The sequence below is a fragment of the Halomonas sp. CnH100-B genome (assembly GCF_024124605.1).
In the GTDB taxonomy this organism is placed as follows: domain Bacteria; phylum Pseudomonadota; class Gammaproteobacteria; order Pseudomonadales; family Halomonadaceae; genus Vreelandella.
Genome location: NZ_JAMXRX010000001.1, coordinates 129,612 through 146,482 on the forward strand (window position 1 = coordinate 129,612; position 16,871 = coordinate 146,482).

Sequence of the window (16,871 nt, forward strand, 5' to 3'; positions counted from 1 at the left end):
GACTACCTTTCCTATTGCCCGGTGGCTCCCTAGGTTAACGTGCCACCTTCCAGGCGGCTATCGCCGCCCTCGCGGGTGCCTCATTTGCTCGTGCCTCGCAAGATTCGTCACGCCGCGCTACGGTGTTGCCACTCACCACTCACCACTCACCACTCACCACTCACCACTCACCACTCACCACTCACCACTCACCACTCACATCCCTTTGGCCATCAACTTTTCAAGCACGTCCAACGTCTCGTCGATGTGTGCTTGGGTATGTTCGCAAGAGAGGAAAAAGCGCAGGCGGGCGCTTTTTTCCGGTACGGCGGGGTACAGGATGGGCTGAACGTTGATGTCTTGCTCCAGCAGCGCGTTGGAGAGGTGCGCGGCCAGGGGCGAGCTGCCGACGATAATGGGCACTACGGCGGAACCGATGCTGTGGCCTGTGTCCATGCCACGGGCTTGGGCTTGCTCTAGGAAGTAGCGGGAGATTTCCTGCAGTTTGGCGACGCGCTCGGGTTCCTGGGGCATTAGCTCCAGCACTTTGAGCGAGGGGGCGGCTACTTGGGCGGGCATGCCGACGCTGTACAGAAAGCCCGGTGCGAAGTAGCGCAACGTTTCCACCAGCGCGGTGTTGCCAGCAATGTAGCCGCCGCAGCCGGAAAGCGTCTTGCTCATGGTGCCCATCCAGATATCGACATCGGTGGGGTCAATCGCAAAGTGTTCCCGCAGGCCCAGGCCGGTTTCTCCCATCACGCCGAAAGAGTGGGCTTCATCGACCATTAGCCAGGCTTGATGGCGCTGTTTGAGGGCGATAAAGCGCGGCAGATCGGGGATGTCGCCGTCCATGCTGTAGAGCCCCTCGATCACTATCAACACACGCTCGAACTGGTGGCGGTGCTGGGTGAGCAGCGCTTCCAGGGCGTCCGGGTCGTTGTGGCTAAACGACATGCGCTTGGCACCAGAGAGCTGTGCGCCCACTAACGAGCTGTTGTGAATGTACTCGTCGTGCAGAATGAGATCTTTTGGGCCGAGCAGGTAGCCAAGGGTAGACACATTGGTTGCGTGGCCGCTGACGAACGCTACGGCGTCTTCAACGGCGTAGGCCTTGGCAATGGCACGCTCTAGCTCACCATGAATAGGGCGCTCCCCTGAGACCACACGGCTGGCTGAGACAGAGGTGCCATAGTGGGCGGCTGCATCACTGGCGGCTTGAACGACACGCGGATCTCCGGAGTAGCCCAGGTAGTTGTAGCTGGCGAAGTTAATGCAGGTGCGGCCATCCATCACGCTGGTCGCCCCGGCAAGGCCGTCGTGTACCTTGAAGAAGGGCACTTTCAGGCCAAGCTGTTTAGCGCCTTCGCGCAGCAGCATGAGCTGTTGATAGCCCGGGTGGGCATCAAAGCGTGTAAAGCGCTCAGGAATAGAACGGGCTGCCCCCGCGCCTTGGGCGCTGGGGGCAGAGGGACTGGCGGCTCTGGCGGTGGGGCGCTTGCGCGCTTGCTCCAGAAGTTGGCGTTTTAACTCAGAACGCTTGGCGGTCATGGTGTCTCGGTCGCAGGGGATGATGCTGGCTCACTGTTAAGGCCATCCGCACCGTGGCGGGCGGCCAGAGAGGCTAACGCATCTTGTGGCGACTCTTCAACATCCTCATCGTGCTGGTGCAGTTTTTGAATCAGCACGCCCGCGAGCTTATCGAGCGTAGACGCTTCGCTGAGCACCATCACCGGTACCTGAACGCCTAGACGGTTCTCGATCGCGGTCATCAGCTCGACCCCCATGAGCGAGTCGAAGCCCATGTCATAAACCGAGCGGTTCACGTCGATCTTCTCTTCGTCGATCAGCAGAATGCTGGCAAGCTCGGCGCGCAGTAGTTCGGTAATCGTGCTGTGCAGCTCTTCTGGCGAGAGGTCCGCCAGCAGCGCGCTGATATCGTCATCGCTATCCAGGCTACCGTCGTCGTCGCTGGCGCGGGCAATCTCATCGAAGCGCGGTGCGCTCGAGGTGGGCAGGAAGCGCGCAAGGGCTCCCCACTCCAGTTCCAGTACGCCCAGGCTTGGCCCGGGCGTCAGCAGCATTTGCTCGAGCACATTGAGTGCATCGTCGGAGCGCAGCGCCGATCCGCCCAGGCGCTCTTGTAGTGCGTCACGGGTGCGGGTGTTACGCGCCAAGAAACCAACGTCGTCAATCGCGCCCCAGCGTACGCAGGTAGCTGGTAGGCCTTGCGAACGGCGGCGAGCCGCAAATGCTTCGAGCCAATGGTTAGCGGCCACATAGTTGGCTTGGCCTGGGTTACCAAACAGCGTGGTCGCCGATGAATAGAGCACGAAGAAGTCGAGGGCTTCGTTGGCTGTCAGCGCTTCCAGGTGTTTGGCGCCGTCGATCTTCGGTGAGAGCACTTTTTGAATGCGCTCGGCATCCAGGTTGCGAATCAGACCGTCGTCGATCACCGTGGCGGCATGCACGATGCCACGCAGCGGGCTTAGCTCACTTTTCGCACGTTCCAAAACCTTGGCCAGCGCATCGCGGTTGGTAATGTCGCAAGCCGCTGCCAGCACTTTCACGCCTTGGGCTTCGAAGGCTGCCACGGCCGCCTGGGCTTCATCGCTGGCCGGGCCGCTGCGGCTGAGGAGAATCAGCTCCCGCGCGCCTTTATCTACCAGCCATTGCGCAGTTTTCAGACCAAATCCGCCCAGGCCGCCGGTCACCAAGTAACTGGCATCGCTGGGTAATGCCATGCGGGCGGTGCCTAGCTGCTCTTGGCGTGGCGGGGCAATGGGCTGTTCGTAAGTCACCACCACCTTGCCGATCTGGCGCGCCTGCTGCATGTAGCGGAAGGCATCGATGACTTGGCTGTGGCTAAAGGCGGTAAACGGAAGCGGGCTGAGTGTGCCGTCGTTGAACAGCGCCATCATTTCGCCGAACAGACGCTGGGTGAGGGCGGGCTGCACCTTCATGAGCTGGTCGGAATCGATCCCGAAGTAGCTCAGGTTGTTGCGGAACGGGCGCAGGCCGATATGGGTGTTTTCATAGAAGTCGCGCTTGCCTAGCTCCAGGAAACGACCGAACGGGCGCAGAGCGCGCAGGTTCTGGTTGATGGCTTCACCGGCCAGGGAGTTAAGGACGATATCGACGCCTTCACCCTGGGTATCTTCGAGGATCTCTTCCGCGAAGGTAAGCGAGCGGGAGTCGTAAAGGCGCTCTTCGCCCATCAGGCGTAGGAAGTCGCGCTTCTCTTCCGACCCCACCGTGGCGTAAATCTCAGCCCCCATCCACTGGGCGATTTGTAGCGCGGCAATACCTACACCGCCTGCTGCGCCGTGAATCAGCACTTTTTCGCCGGGTTCTAGGCGCGCCAGATGCTTCAGCGCGTAGTACACGGTAAAGAACGTGGTCGGAATGGTGGCTGCAGCGGCGTAGCTGACGCCGTCGGGCAGCGGAGCCACGGCGTGCTGGCTAGCCACCAAGCGGTCGCTGAAGCTGGCGGGGCCAAAGCCCACGACGCCTTGGCCGGGTGTTAGGTGGTGCACGTTACTGCCCACGGCGACGACTTCGCCAGAGAACTCAAGCCCCAGCGTTGGACCTGCAAAGCCGTTTTCGATGGCTTCATCTGAGAGCAGGCCCAGGGTGTACATTACATCGCGGAAGTTGAGGCCGGTTGCTTTGACGCGCACTTCGACGTCATCCGCGCCTAGCTCCGGAAGCTGGCGCGGCCGCCACTGTAGCTGGCGCAGTTGGCCGGGCAGGGTAAAGCCCAGCGTCATGGCTTGGCGTGGCGCTTCGCTGTCGGCGGTTTGCGGATGCGGCGCGGGCAGCGTGCGTAGGCGCGTGGCGAAGCGGGTGCCTTCCTGGGTAATCACCAGCTCGTTTTCGCTATCCGGTTCAGCGATAGAGGCTGCCGCGATGGCTAACGCGGCGGCGCTGAGAGTATCCGGCAGGTCAATGAGGGTGACGCTGTGGCCCACGGCTTCGTTGGCCAGAGAGCGGCCAAAGCCCCAGAGTGCGGCGTCATCGGCGCGTTGATAGCCTTGAGTCGCTAGCCATAGCGTCACGGCACTGCCTTGAGCTTCCAGGCCGCTGGCTTCTAGCGCCAATGACCACTGCTGTGCGCCAAAGCAGCGTTGGGTTTGGGCTGTCGTGGCCGTGCTACCCAGTTCACGCAGGTCAAGCACGTTCAGTGCCGCAGGTGTTTCGGGCATGTCGGCAAGCGCTTCGTTGAGTAGCGTTTGCGGCGCTGCATCGCTGATGCGAAGCCATACGCTGTGGCCTGCATGACTATTTAACTGTTCGGCCAACGCTGCCGCGAGCGCTTCTTGCTGAGCTTCGGCCACTAGCAGCGTTTGGGTGCTGGATGCCTGAACGTTGGCATCGTTGCGCTCTGTTTGTTGCGCGTGCAGCAGGTAAGCGCCGCTCTCTTCTAACTCGATAGGCGCGGAGACGCTCAGTCCCTGGCTGCTCAACCACTCGATGAGTGTGCTTTGTTCCAGCGCGGCTTGATCAATGCCCGGCGTTGCCAGCAGATCGTCCAGCCAGCGGCTTGGATGAAGACCAATCACCATGATCTGCGCGCCTGGGGCCAGTTGAGCGGGCAGGGCGTCGATCAGCTGGCGTGTGCGCTCAGGCTGGGTGACATCCGCACTTACAAAGGCAAGCTGCGCTTTTTGTGCGGCTGCCAATGCCGGTAGCGCTTCGTCTAACGGCTGAATATCCATTAGCGGGTAGCGCTCTTGCAGCTGTTCCGCTTGGTGGCGCGCCGTGTCGCTGGTGGTGAGCGCGCGGTAGCGATAGCGGTCGCTCACCCCTGGCTCGCCGTGGGCAAGCTGCTCTAGCAGGCGCTGGCCTAGCGCGGGCGCACAGGGGCCTGCTTCCAGCAGATTGAGACGTTGTCCATCCGGTAGGGTGGCCAGCGAGGCGTCCATCAGCGCGCCTAGCTCACGCGCCAGTACTTGCCAGCCATTTTCACCGATCAGTACCCGGTTGATGCCAGCCAAGTGCTCGGAAGTAATGCCCAGGCTTTCCAGCGTATCGCTGCCGTTGAGCAGCGGTTCACGGTGCAGGCCCAAACGGCCCACAGCGTGAATGGGCGCGAAGTAGTCGGGGTAATCTTGTACCAGTAGCTGCCAAATGGTTTCTGGTGCCAATGACGCTTCGTCATCTTGAACGGGGCTGGTGCCCTGTTGTGCAAAGGCTTCGCTCAGGCTATCCAGCAGCGGCGCGACTTCTTGCGCATAGCGCTGGTCGGTGCTGGCGATATAGGCATCGCTTAACCCCATCAAGCGCGTCAAGGCGTCCGCAGGCAGCGGCAGCGCAGCGGCTTGCAACGGGGCAGGAGTAAGCTCCACATCCAGATAGCTGAAATGCTGGTGATGCGCACGGTTCAGGCGGATGGCCTTGAAGCGTGTCTGGCTTAGCACGGCGACGGCGCGGCCTTGGGCATCAAATAACTCAAAATCGGCCGTGAAGGAGTGCGGGGCACGTTTGCCCATCACCGCACGGGCCAGCACTGGCGCGCCTGCCTCGGCATTAACCTGAATGCGACCCACGCGCACCGGTACAAAGGCGAGCTGGGCGGCAAATTCACTGTGCTGTGCCAGCAGCGGAATAAACATCTGGAAGGCGCTATCCAGAATGCCGGGATGCACATGCAGCGTATCTAACTGTTCAGCCACCGCCTCGGAGAGTTTGATTTCACCAATGACGCTATCGCTCTCAATCCAGCCGCGTTGAATGGCTTGGAACGCAGGGCCATAGTGCAGGCCGATACGTTCGGCCATGTGCAGGTGCTCATCCAGGGTGTAGTCGGCGTCTCGCTGAGGCAGCGCTGGCGCTTGGCGATTGAGCAGGAAGCCACGGCTTTCGCGCATGCGGCGCGCCACGGCATTAAGCTGCCACTCGCTTCCCGTGGCGGGCTCGCGGGAGAGAATCTCCAGGCAACCATCATCGGGGTCTAGGGTAAGGCGCATGGTGCGGCCGTTAGGGCCGTCCAGCAGCAGCGGGGCGCGAATTTCCAGCTCTTCGATATCCAGAACTGGCGTCTCTTTCTGCTGCAGCGCGGCGGCAAGCGCGAGTTCTACAAACCCGGCGCCGGGGAAGACCGCGCCTTCACCTACCACGTGGTCGGCAAGCCAGGGCTGCCGCTTGGTGTCTAGCTGGCTTTCCCAGGTGTGCTCTTGCTGCGCTAATGGGTAACCCAGCAGTGGGTGTTGGTAATAGCGTGATAGCAGGCCTTGGCCGTCGTTGGTGCCTTGAACCCATAGGTGAGTGCGCTGCCATGAGTAGCGGGGCAGCAGGACGCGCTGGCCCTCTACCGGGAAGAAGCGCTGGCTGTTGACGCTTAATCCGCTGAGTAGCAGCTGGCTGAGCGTGCGGTTCAAGCCGTCTAACCCAGGCTTGTGGCGCTCAATGGTGCCGAACACTAGGCCGCTGCGCTCTTGCTGGCGCAGCGATTCATTTAGGTAGCGGCGCAAAATCGGGTGCGCGCCGACTTCGACGAAGACGTTGTAGCCTTGCTCAATCAATGTGGTGGCGGCGCTATCGAACAGCACTGGCTCGCGAATATTGAGCCACCAGTAGTGGGCGTCCAGTTTCGTGCCTTCACTGAGCGCGCCTGTCACCGTAGAGAAATAGGGGATCTCTGTGGCTTGGGGCTTGATGTCCGCAAGAGCATCAACCACGCCTGACTGGATGCTATCCATGGCGGGGCTGTGGAAGGCGTAATCCAGCGGCAGCCGCTTGGCAAAGGTGCCCTCGGCGCTCAGTGCGGCTTCCAGCTCGCTAAGCTGGCCGCGGTCGCCTGCTAGGGTAATGCCTTTAGGGCTATTTATACCCGCCAAGCTTACGCGGCCAAATGCTGGTTTGGCAAGCCAAGGGGCGATCTCTTCAGCGCTCATCGCCACTGCGGTCATCTCACCCAAGCCACGGGTTTTGCCTTGGAAATCGCTGCGGTAATAGATGACTTTGACCGCATCTTCCAGGCTGAGCGCGCCGGAGGCCCAAGCGGCGGCAACTTCGCCCACGCTGTGACCAAATACGGCAGCAGGGGTAATGCCTTGGGCTTTTAACCACTCGGTGAGCGCCACTTGCAGAGCAAATAGCGCAGGCTGGGCGATTTCGGTGCGTACGAAGCGGCTCTCTTCACCTTCTAGCTGGTTACGGCCTGCTAATTCGTCACGCAGTGAAAAGCTGCCGTAGCGCTGGAACAGGGCATCGACGCGGTCAATGGCAGCAGTGAAGTCGGCGTCGGTATCCAGTAGGTCGTGGCCCATGGTTTCCCACTGGCAACCGTTACCGTCATAAACGAACACCGGGCCCCTGGCGTTGGCGAGGCGCTCCAGCGTCATGACCTGGCTGGCTTCGCCTTCGGCAAACTGGCGCAGTGCCGTGGCTGCTTCTTCTGCACTGCTGGCGAAGCAGAGTGCGCCGTGGCTGTGCTGCTCTCGGTGATGGAACAGCGTATGGGAGATATCGTAAAACCCTTGGCCAGCTTCCTGAAGGTGCTTAGACAGGGCAAGGGCGTTTTCCGTTAGCGCTGCTTCGCTGCGGGCGCTTAAACGAATGGGCAGCGGGGCATCCGGTGTTTGGCGAGGCGCTGCGGTTTTTTCCGGTGCGCTTTCCAAAATCACGTGGGCGTTAGCACCACCAAAGCCAAACGAGTTAATGCCAATCACCAAGCGGCCTTCGGGTTTTAGCGGCTGGGCTTTAGTGACAACACTCAAGTTCCACTCATCGAACTTGATGCGAGGGTTCAGCTTACGAATGCCGATGGTCGCGGGGACTTCACGGTGCTGCAGGCTGTACAGTGCTTTCGCAAGCCCGGCGACGCCTGAGGCGGTTTCCAGGTGGCCAACGTTACTCTTCACCGAGCCGATCAGCAGCGGCGTTTGACGATGTTTGCCAATCGCCTCGCCAATGGCGCGGGTTTCAATCGGGTCGCCAACGGCGGTGCCGGTGCCGTGTGCTTCTAAATAGTCGATCTCATCGGGGGAGATACCGGCTTGTTCATAGGCGCGGCGCATAAGATCAGTTTGGGCGCTGGGGTTCGGTACCGTCAGACCCGATTTATGACCATCGGTATTCACCGCTGAACCTGCGACCACGGCCAGAATGTTATCGCCGTCGGCAACGGCTAGGTCGTAGTCTTTGAGCAGGAATATCCCAGCGCCTTCCGAGCGCACGTAGCCGTTGCCCGCTTCATCGAACACTTGGCAGCGACCGGTGGGCGAGAGCATGCTGGCTTTAGAGAAAATGATAAAGCCGTAGGGGTGCAAGTGCAGGCTGATACCGCCCGCCAGTGCCATGGTCGTTTCACCGCTGCGAATGGATTGGCAAGCCTGGTGAAACGCCACCATGGAGGATGAGCACGCGGTGTCCAGCGACATGCTGGGGCCATGCAAGTCAAACACATAAGAAAGGCGGTTGGAGGCGATGCTCGAGGTGTTGCCCGTGGCGGTCGAAGCATCAATAGCCGACATGTCATCGGCTAAACGGTAAGAGTAGTCAAGACTGGCGACGCCCAGGAAAACGCCGCACTGGCTGCCACGCAGAGTGCTGGGCACAATGCCGGCGCTTTCCATGGTTTCCCAGGCGAGCTCCAGCAGCATGCGCTGCTGCGGATCCATATTGGCCGCTTCGCGTGGGGAAATACCGAAAAACTCTGCGTCGAACCCGCTGATATCGCCCAGGCTACCCGCAGCAAAGGTAACGCTGGTGCCAGGGTGGCGTTTATCAGGGTGCCAAAAGGCATCATGGCTCCAGCGATCTGGGGCCACTTGGGTGACGAGGTCTTTTTCGGCTTGCAGGTCTTGCCAGAACGTTTCAGGGGTGGTGCCGGGGAAACGATGGGCGGCGCCGATGATGGCCACACGTTTAGTCATTCTTGCTCCTGAGGTTCTGGTTCTGCCTTGATCACATCGTTACTTATATCGCGTCCAAACACTTGTTTAAATAGCCGGACGCCAAGTTCGTTGGCTGCTATTCCCTGCGGCGATTGCTCGGCAGGCATTTGGTCAGGCGGTGTTGGTTGCGTTGACCATATCATGTATGGGGTGCTGCCCGTAGGGGGCATGAAGTACCCATACGCATCGGGCAGTATAGGGACGTGGTCGCCATACCAGCCCAGTATTCCAGGCCTCGTGCTCTCGTTTAGCGCTGTTTTAACGCTTGCCAGCATTTGATCAGCTTCACCTAAATGGTGCAAGTAAACGGCGAGCTCCCGCAGATGGCCTGGAAGCGGCCACGCGGCGTTCGGCAGCGTATCGGCCAAACGTGCCTGTTGGGGCGCTTCCAGATGCAGCGGGCCGTGGTTTTCCATGGTGATCACAAAAATAAATAGCGGCCTATTATCGTCATCTTTCAGCAGGCGTCCAACCTTTCGTGCCACCGCTCGGTCGCCAATGTACTGCCCGTGCTTATCGCTGCTGCTAAACGCGCTGATATCGATAAAGGTATCAAAGCCTAGCTGCGGAATGACCTTATCGCGCATGTAAAAGGTAGCGGGGTAAGGGTGCACGCAAATAGTGCGGTAACCCTGCGCGCGAAAAGCGCTCGCCACGCTGGGCAGCGGGTGGCGGCTTAGCGTGCGGTAGGGGTTGAATTGCCGTGGGCCCCAATCGTTGGGTGTCAGGCCTGTGAGCACCGCGCACTCGGTGCGTACGGTATTGGCGCCCCAAGCAGGTACGCTCAACTCACCCTTTTCGACGGCCTCGGTAAAGGTGATATCGAAGTGTTGTAGTAGCGAAGGGGCGACCTCTGGGCACCAGGGGCGCGGATCGAAAAATGATTCGCTCTGAACCAAAACCACATTGGGTAGCGTGGCGCTGTCCTGGGGGGCGGCCGCCGCCTGCTGGCTGGCAGCGGTGTAGGGCGATGTCGAGGGATCAGGTGGTGACGAACGCATTAATGCTACACCGTAGGCCCAAAGGCTAGTATGTAGCCCAACACGGTGAAGGTCGTCCACGGGTTGGAGGGAAACGGCTGCCAGTGAGCGTAACCCAATCCCCAGCAGCAGTGCGCCCAGCCCAATGAGTAATACGGTGCTTTGCAAAAAGAGCCCAGCGCCCCATTGGCTAATCAGCGATGATTCCAAATAGAGGAAGCTGCCAATGGCGATGGCCCCCGCGCTGCTGGCAGCGATGGCGAGGCCAATGCCAAAAAAGGGAACATAAAGGCGTGGGTGCAGAATGGCGTCCCAAAAGTACTCAAAGTCGTGGCAAATAAACGGCTCGTTGAGCGTTTTGGACTTGGTATTGCTCGATTGAATCACTACCAGTTGTAGTGAAAGCACAAAGACCACGGCAAACCAGGGGCGCTGAAGTAGCAGCGTGAACATCCCAAACAGCAGTAACCAGCTGCCTAAGTGGATGGTGTTCGCGGCGATGGAGCGCTTCCAGAGGGGAGTAGGCCTTGGAGATAGCAGCGCTTCAAACGCTAAGCTGCCCAATAGCCCCACCAATAACGGCAGGCTAAGCGACACTAATAGGCTGGAGAGCATCTTACTGGCCCCCTACATGATCAAAACCCAGCCGTTTGATGAGCCACTGCGACACGCCCGCTGGCAAGACGGCCAGCCACCAAGTGCCAAAATTCAACGGAAAGGGAAAGCTAACCCGTGCACGGTTGGCATTGATACCGCGAGCAATCACTTTTGCAGCGCGCTCTGGCGGCCACTCCCAGGGTTTAGGGCCGGGCATGGCGTTGCACATGGGGGAGGTAACGTAGCCGGGCATGATTACCGTCACCCCGATACCGCAGGGGGCTAGCAAGCCCCGCAAGGCTTCGCCATACGCCTTAATGCCTGCTTTGCTGGCGCTGTACGTGGGCGTGCTGGGTAGCCCATGCCAACCAGCCAGTGAGCTAATAAAGACCAGCTGTCCACTACCTCGTTCGCGCATAGCAGGCACCAAGTGGTGCGCCATGGCAATGGGGGTGGTGAGGTTGATATCCAGCAGGGCTTGAACGTCTGTCCAGGGCTCGAGCTCACCCAACTGCTCGGGATGTGTGTTCTTGCCCGCGTTAGCGATGACGATATCCGGCAGCTGCTCGGCGCTGAGCGTCGTCAGCCACTGTGCAAGTGCATTCTCATCGGTGAGGTTGATGGAGGAGAGCGTCACTTGCGCACCTTTCTCTTGGCAGGCGCTGGCCACCTGTTCCAGTGCCGCGGTGTTACGGCCATGGAGAATGAGATGCGTCTGTGGGGAGGCATACTCCTTGGCGAGCGCTCCGCCGATGGCCCCCGTCGCGCCGGTGATTAGCACGCAGCGTGAACGTTTTGTCTGTTCCAGGATTGTGGAATCAGTTGTGGAGTCAGTGGTGGAATCGGTTGTGGCGTCTGTCGAGGCGTCAACACTCACAGCAGCTTCTCCAGCGGTGATGGGCAGGCTTCCAGGATGTGGGCGGCATTATTGACGGCGAGATCAATACTCGGCTGGCAGTAAAAACCGCCGTTGACCTGAACCGCGTGCATGACGGTGTTCCGAAAATAGCCAAATAGCGCTGCGCTGGGTGGCGGTGGCTGATGCCAAAACGTTTCGAGCGAGCCTTCGTAAGTGAGGCCTGCCAAGTTGTAGATCGGATCGCTTAGCGCAAAGGTAGGGCACGATGCTTCCAGCGATACGATACCCACGGTGCTGTTGACGGTCACCGTACCGACCGCATGTTTAATGAGTGCATTGAGATCGCCTGACTCCAAATACACGATGCGCCCATTTAGGCCATAAACGTCTGAGAGCCGATTGATGATTTGCGGATAATTCACCAGCCCCATATCTAACGGATGATTCTTGATACATAACATGGCATCGCTGGGTGCATGTTCGGCAAACGATCCCATCACGTGCTCCATGACCTCTTCCATATTGGCGTAGGGGGAGTGATCACGAATTTGCGCATCGGTATTGAGCTGAAGGGGCAGCATGAAATAGGGCTTGCCACTTTCGATCAGCGTTTTGATACGCACTGCATCGCGTTTTTTCCACTGTTTGAGCAGCGTAAAACGCCTGATATAGCCGGCATACTCCACCGGCGCAGTAATGGGAGCATGATTGCGATAGTGAGGCGCCACCAGCGGGTTGGCGAGCCCGGCTAGGTGGTAAGCGACATCATGCAGCGCGCGAATTTTGAAGGATGACCGAAAGCGCACGGGAGGAGGCAGTTCGGGAAGTGCCTTACCCGTTTCGAAAAACCATTGGGGATCGCGAGGCAGTAGCGAGTGTCCATTGACGCCTTCGCGCTCCAGCGTTATCCAAAAAGGGCGAAAATAGCCCTCCTCGAACACGTGGGTACGAATGCCAGCAGCAGGCGCTTGATCGACTGCAGGACGATGAATGGGGCGACGGTCGCCAAAAACGATTTGATCGGTAATGCCATAACGTTGCCACAGAGACGTCATGTAAGCAGGCAGTTCGCTCAAGGGGCCGCGAAAGAGATGGTGATGACTATGGGTGCGCTGCCAGTACGCAATGTCTCCCGCGTTGAAGTGAACTTTCACGACGCGGTGGCCGTCGTCGGTCAGGCGACGAGCCAAGCGCTGATAAAAGGGCGAGCAAACGCCTTGTAGGAATAAGAATGCGCGCTTTTGCTTCAACTCAATGGCTTCCAATCAATAAGTTACGATAGCAGCGATAAAGGCGCTGCTTCCATGTAAGGTGAGGTTTTTGTGCACTCGATTGTTGTAACTTTGCCCGCTCCAATAGGCTGACGACGGTCTCGGCATTACAGAGCTGGCCAGAGGCGGGGTCGACGTAACTTGGATACAGCAATAGCGTGCCAGCAACCAAGGCATCCAAGGTGAGTGTTCGGTTACGCCTCGGGCAGTGCATGGCATCATGCGTCAATCCCCAGCCCGCATAAAACGGCAAACCGTAGGTAGTGACTCGGCGATGTCGAAGCAGCGCCTCGAAGCCGGTCAGAGAACTCATGGTATGCACGGCGTCTACGCGCTCTAACAGCGCGGTGATATCGATGTGACTGGCGTCCAAATCATACAGACGTTTAGCGTCGGTATCGAGTTTGCCAACGCGCGCGCCGCTCATCACATCCGGATGCGCTTTGTAGATGATGAAAGCGTTGGGCTCGGCTTCTCGAACGACTTTGAGTAGCGCGCTATTGGTGCTGATGTCTGGTGAGCCGGTGGCGATAGAGGCATCGCTCTCTACTTGGCCGGGTACCAGAATGATCGTTTGGTTGTCGGGAAGGACGACGTCAGACGCTCCTGGCACATTGTATTTCGAGAGCTTCAAAGCAACGAGGCGTTGGCGCAACTCGGCCGCTCTGGCGAGTAAATCATCGCTGAAGGCGCTCTCGTTGAGCAGCGTTTCGAGTTCGCTTGGCTGGCTGGGATCGTAATAAATGCCGGAGCGATCCACGACGAGTGAGAGCGGCTGAGTGAGATCGACACCCAGCCCAACCGAACGAATAAAGCCGTCTTCCATGCGCCATATGTGCGGAAGGAGTTCGCGGTGCCGTGTTTTAAAGGCGTCGTCGATACGGCTTGACCACACCAACAACCGTTGAGAGTCGACGGCGTGCTGGGGAAGTGCCTTTTGATAGCGAACGTGAGCTGCTGGCCCTAGAAAATCGCCGATGAAGCGGCGTTTCCATGAAGAGAAACCGCAGGCCAGCCAGGTGCCTCTAAGTCGCTCTTGCTGGCGTTTTTGGTCAGCAATGAGGTGAATCGTCTCTTCCAGCGTGGATGGCTGGCGCGTATAGGGGTTAACGTAGCGGCAGTAACGTAAATAGGCGGCTGCAAAGACTTCAGCGAGCGTGCGAGAGCGCTGGCGACGGGGGCAGTGCAGTCGATCCTGGGTGAGGCCCCAACCCGCATAAAACGGTAAACCAAAGCAGTGGACACGCTTGCCCGCCATCAATGCTTCGAAGCCAAGCTGGCTGGTAACCACATAGACATCGTCCACCTGATCAAACAGCGCCCAGGGGTTGATGTCTTCGCTGAGCACTTGGCAGCGAGGGTGGTGAAGGGCACTCGTGAGATGGCCACGTTTTTTCCCCGCGATCACGTCGGGATGGATTTTGACCAGTATCTTCCCATGGGGGTGGCGGGCCAGCGCTTGGTCCAGCATGTCTGAAAAGCTGGCGGCGCTGGCGTTGCCATACTCGATGGAGGCGTCACCAGCCGTTTGGTCTACGACGAGGACGGTCGCGTCGTTAACGGCCAAAGGGCGATCTGGAGCGTGGTTGTATTTCGATAAGCGGTAGCGCCTTAATAGCGCCATGCAGTGCTCGGCCCGTAATACTTCTTCGGTAGAGAACTCGTTGGCGGAAAGCCACTGCTCTAAATCACTGGGCCGGGAGGCATCGTAATAAATGCCGCTGTAATCCACGATCATACTGTGGGGTTGATAACCCGCAACGCCGAGCCCCAATGAGCGCAAAAAGCCATCTTCTAGCGCCACATAAGGAAGGTGGTGTCGCTGAGCGTAGCGTCTGGCCTGGCGGCTGGTAGGCTTGAGTCCCCAGCCAATGACGGCACTCGGTGGGGGGCTGAACGGACGAATCCGGGTAACGTCGTCAAACTCTCTCAAAAATTCGGCGAGCGCAGTGATGCTACCAATGCCTTTAGAGATAAAACCCGCCGTACGTTTTGCCATGGAGTGTGCCGAAGTGTTGTGTCGGGTGGTTTGCTGGATAGGCGGCGAACATACGTGAAATAAGCGTGGTTATCAATTCGCACGCTCTTGGCTTATCGTTCGGAAGCTTGCGTTACGTGATGAAACAGTTTAGAAAAAAATTATCTAAGTTGACTTATATCAACGCGCACTTTTCACTTGTTTTTGGTAAGTTATTTTTCGAACCATGATTGAGGCTGAAACTGAGGGCTCAATTTAAGGAAAGTTAACGAAATAGGGAACTCTGGTGCGCCTAGCCCCCCTGATTCATCGACTGATTACATTTCGTTCTATAAAAAGCCGGCTGTTGCTGGGACTTTCTTGTGCTCTGGCCATCTTGGCGGGGGCCGTGCTGGGCATGGCGTGGCAGGTGGGTAAAACCATGGTGCACGAGACCAACATCGCCCACCTACGTTATCAGGCCAACCTGCTGTCTGATGAAATCACTCAACAGATCAATCAACGTATCAATGCCTTAGAGCGCCTCAATGGCGCCGTAGGGCTGTCCGATGATTCCACGTGGCTGAACTATGAGCTGCAAAAGAACGACTCGCTGCTCGCTTGGTTCGAGGGGTTGGTCATTAGTGATGAAAACGGAGTCATCGTCAGTGACTGGCCGAGTGTTACCGGGCGGGTGGGCTTGGAAACCGGCGAGTTGGAATATTTCAAGATGGTGCGTGGCATTCGTCGTCCCTATGTGAGTGAGCCGTTCGTCGGCCGAGCCAGCGGTATGCCCCTGGTGCTCATTAGCGTTCCGCGCATTGATGAGGATGGCAAATTCGCAGGATTCATTGGCGGTATCGTCAGCCTGGAAAGCAGTGGGCTCTTCAACCGACTGGGCACCATTCGCCTAGGCGAGGAGGGGTATGCAGCGGTTGCCACGGCATCGGGCAGGATTCTCTATCATCCTGACAATGATCTGGTCAATGCGGATCTCCGCAGTGACCAGCTAAACCCCCTGTTGGAGCTGGCACTGGCAGGGTGGAAGGGGGAGGGAGTAACCGAGCTGGCCGATGGGAACGTGAGCCTGCAAGCGTATGCCCAGGTTTGGCCGGCGGATTGGGTGATTGGCCTGTTTTTGCCCGCTGACCAAGCACAGTTACCGCTCTCAGGATTCATTTATAAGCTGCTGGGTATCTGGTTTGCGCTGGCGCTCATCATGATGCCACTACTGTGGTGGCTGTTGGCGCGGATTCTCAAGCCATTGGATCATCTCGAAGCGCAAATTGGTGAAGTGGGGATGGGGCAGCGCGCGAGTCTGGACCTAGCCACGAGCATGCAAGAGTTGCAGCAAGTCGCGGTGACGTTCAACCGTGTCGAGCACGAGCGTCAGCAGTTGGTCGGTCATTTGCAAGAGCGCCAGGCCTTTTTGGATTCCGTGTTGAGTGCCACGCCCCAAGGGATGTTTGTTGCCAACTTTGGCGGCAAGATCACTTATATGAACCCGTCGCTCTTGGAGATGTTGGACATTCCCCCCGATACGCCCATGGAAGCATGGATGGAGCAGGTTCACCCTGATGATCGAGAGGGTGCCAGGGACATGTGGGTGCACAGCTTGAAAACCGGCAGCGATTTCGTTCGCCAGCTGCGGTTCATACGCAGCGACCAGGAAACGCTATGGCTGGACATTCACGCCCGTGTGGTCATGCTCTCGAAAGGCGGTCATTCGTTGGGCTTGGTGGGGGTCGTTAAAGATATCACCGAGCGCCGCCAACAGGAGGCGTTGCAGCGCTGGGAGGCGGAGCACGACCCGCTGACGGGACTGCTCAACCGACGTGGGTTCGATCGCCGTTTGGAGGAGGCGTTTGCCGACTTCCAGAAGACCAGCACCCCCTCTGCGCTGCTGCTGTTCGACTTGGATCACTTCAAACCCATCAACGATGAGGGTGGTCATGCCTTGGGGGATGAAATGCTTCGCCGGATCGCCCAAATCGTGGCGTGGGAAGTGCGCCGAAGTGACCACGTGGCACGCCAGGGGGGAGACGAGTTTGGGGTGCTGCTGCCTAGCTGCACGTTGAGTCAAGCCGAGCGTATTGCGGAGTCTCTGCGTCAGGCGGTAAGCGAGGTGTCCGTTACCCATGAGGGTAAAGAGTACACCGTGACCCTGAGTATCGGCGTGACGACCTTCGACGAGAACGACGAGACGGTCGAAATGGCGCTTTCCCGTGCGGATGCCGCCAGTTATGAAGCCAAAGGGCAGGGGCGCGATGGGGTCATCGTGAAGCTGCCGGATCAGTTCGATCCCATGGCGCTCTTCGATTAAGGCGCGCT

The 16,871-nt window shown here is 58.7% G+C and carries 7 protein-coding genes; 1 reads left to right on the forward strand and 6 read right to left on the reverse strand.

Going from position 1 to position 16,871, the window contains the following annotated elements; genetic code table 11:
• Nucleotides 1–195 precede the first annotated feature (195 nt).
• From NH398_RS00525 to NH398_RS00550, 6 genes are all read right to left on the reverse strand, one after another.
• Complete coding sequence (locus NH398_RS00525) at nt 196–1,527, reverse strand: aminotransferase class I/II-fold pyridoxal phosphate-dependent enzyme (protein ID WP_253015788.1); 1,332 nt, start codon at nt 1,525–1,527, stop codon at nt 196–198.
• On the reverse strand, nt 1,524–8,855 hold the full coding sequence (locus tag NH398_RS00530; protein ID WP_253015790.1) for a type I polyketide synthase: 7,332 nt from the start codon (nt 8,853–8,855) through the stop codon (nt 1,524–1,526). Before NH398_RS00530 ends, NH398_RS00525 begins: the two co-directional genes overlap by 4 nt.
• Nucleotides 8,852–10,471 (reverse strand): LTA synthase family protein, encoded by a 1,620-nt coding sequence (locus NH398_RS00535; RefSeq protein WP_253015792.1) that lies wholly within the window; start codon nt 10,469–10,471, stop codon nt 8,852–8,854. The genes NH398_RS00530 and NH398_RS00535 overlap by 4 nt, the downstream gene beginning before the upstream one ends.
• A 1-nt stretch (nt 10,472) precedes the next feature.
• Entirely contained in the window at nt 10,473–11,234 is a 762-nt protein-coding gene (locus NH398_RS00540) for an SDR family NAD(P)-dependent oxidoreductase (RefSeq protein WP_253015794.1), read from the reverse strand.
• Nucleotides 11,235–11,326: 92 nt separating this feature from the next.
• Nucleotides 11,327–12,562 (reverse strand): capsular biosynthesis protein, encoded by a 1,236-nt coding sequence (locus NH398_RS00545; RefSeq protein WP_253015796.1) that lies wholly within the window; start codon nt 12,560–12,562, stop codon nt 11,327–11,329.
• Between the two features lies 1 nt (nt 12,563).
• Nucleotides 12,564–14,582 (reverse strand): capsular polysaccharide biosynthesis protein, encoded by a 2,019-nt coding sequence (locus NH398_RS00550; protein ID WP_253015798.1) that lies wholly within the window; start codon nt 14,580–14,582, stop codon nt 12,564–12,566.
• Nucleotides 14,583–14,847: 265 nt separating this feature from the next.
• On the opposite strand from NH398_RS00550, the gene NH398_RS00555 reads away from it, so the two are divergent.
• Nucleotides 14,848–16,863, forward strand: coding sequence for a diguanylate cyclase (locus NH398_RS00555; RefSeq protein WP_253015800.1), 2,016 nt, complete (start codon nt 14,848–14,850; stop codon nt 16,861–16,863).
• Nucleotides 16,864–16,871: the final 8 nt, after the last annotated feature.

What these genes read in the sequence shown, in the direction of transcription:
- NH398_RS00525 (WP_253015788.1), bottom strand. Translation starts at nt 1,527, where the DNA reads ATGACCGCCAAGCGTTCTGAGTTAAAACGCCAACTTCTGGAGCAAGCG.
- NH398_RS00530 (WP_253015790.1), bottom strand. Translation starts at nt 8,855, where the DNA reads ATGACTAAACGTGTGGCCATCATCGGCGCCGCCCATCGTTTCCCCGGC.
- NH398_RS00535 (WP_253015792.1), bottom strand. Translation starts at nt 10,471, where the DNA reads ATGCTCTCCAGCCTATTAGTGTCGCTTAGCCTGCCGTTATTGGTGGGG.
- NH398_RS00550 (WP_253015798.1), bottom strand. Translation starts at nt 14,582, where the DNA reads ATGGCAAAACGTACGGCGGGTTTTATCTCTAAAGGCATTGGTAGCATC.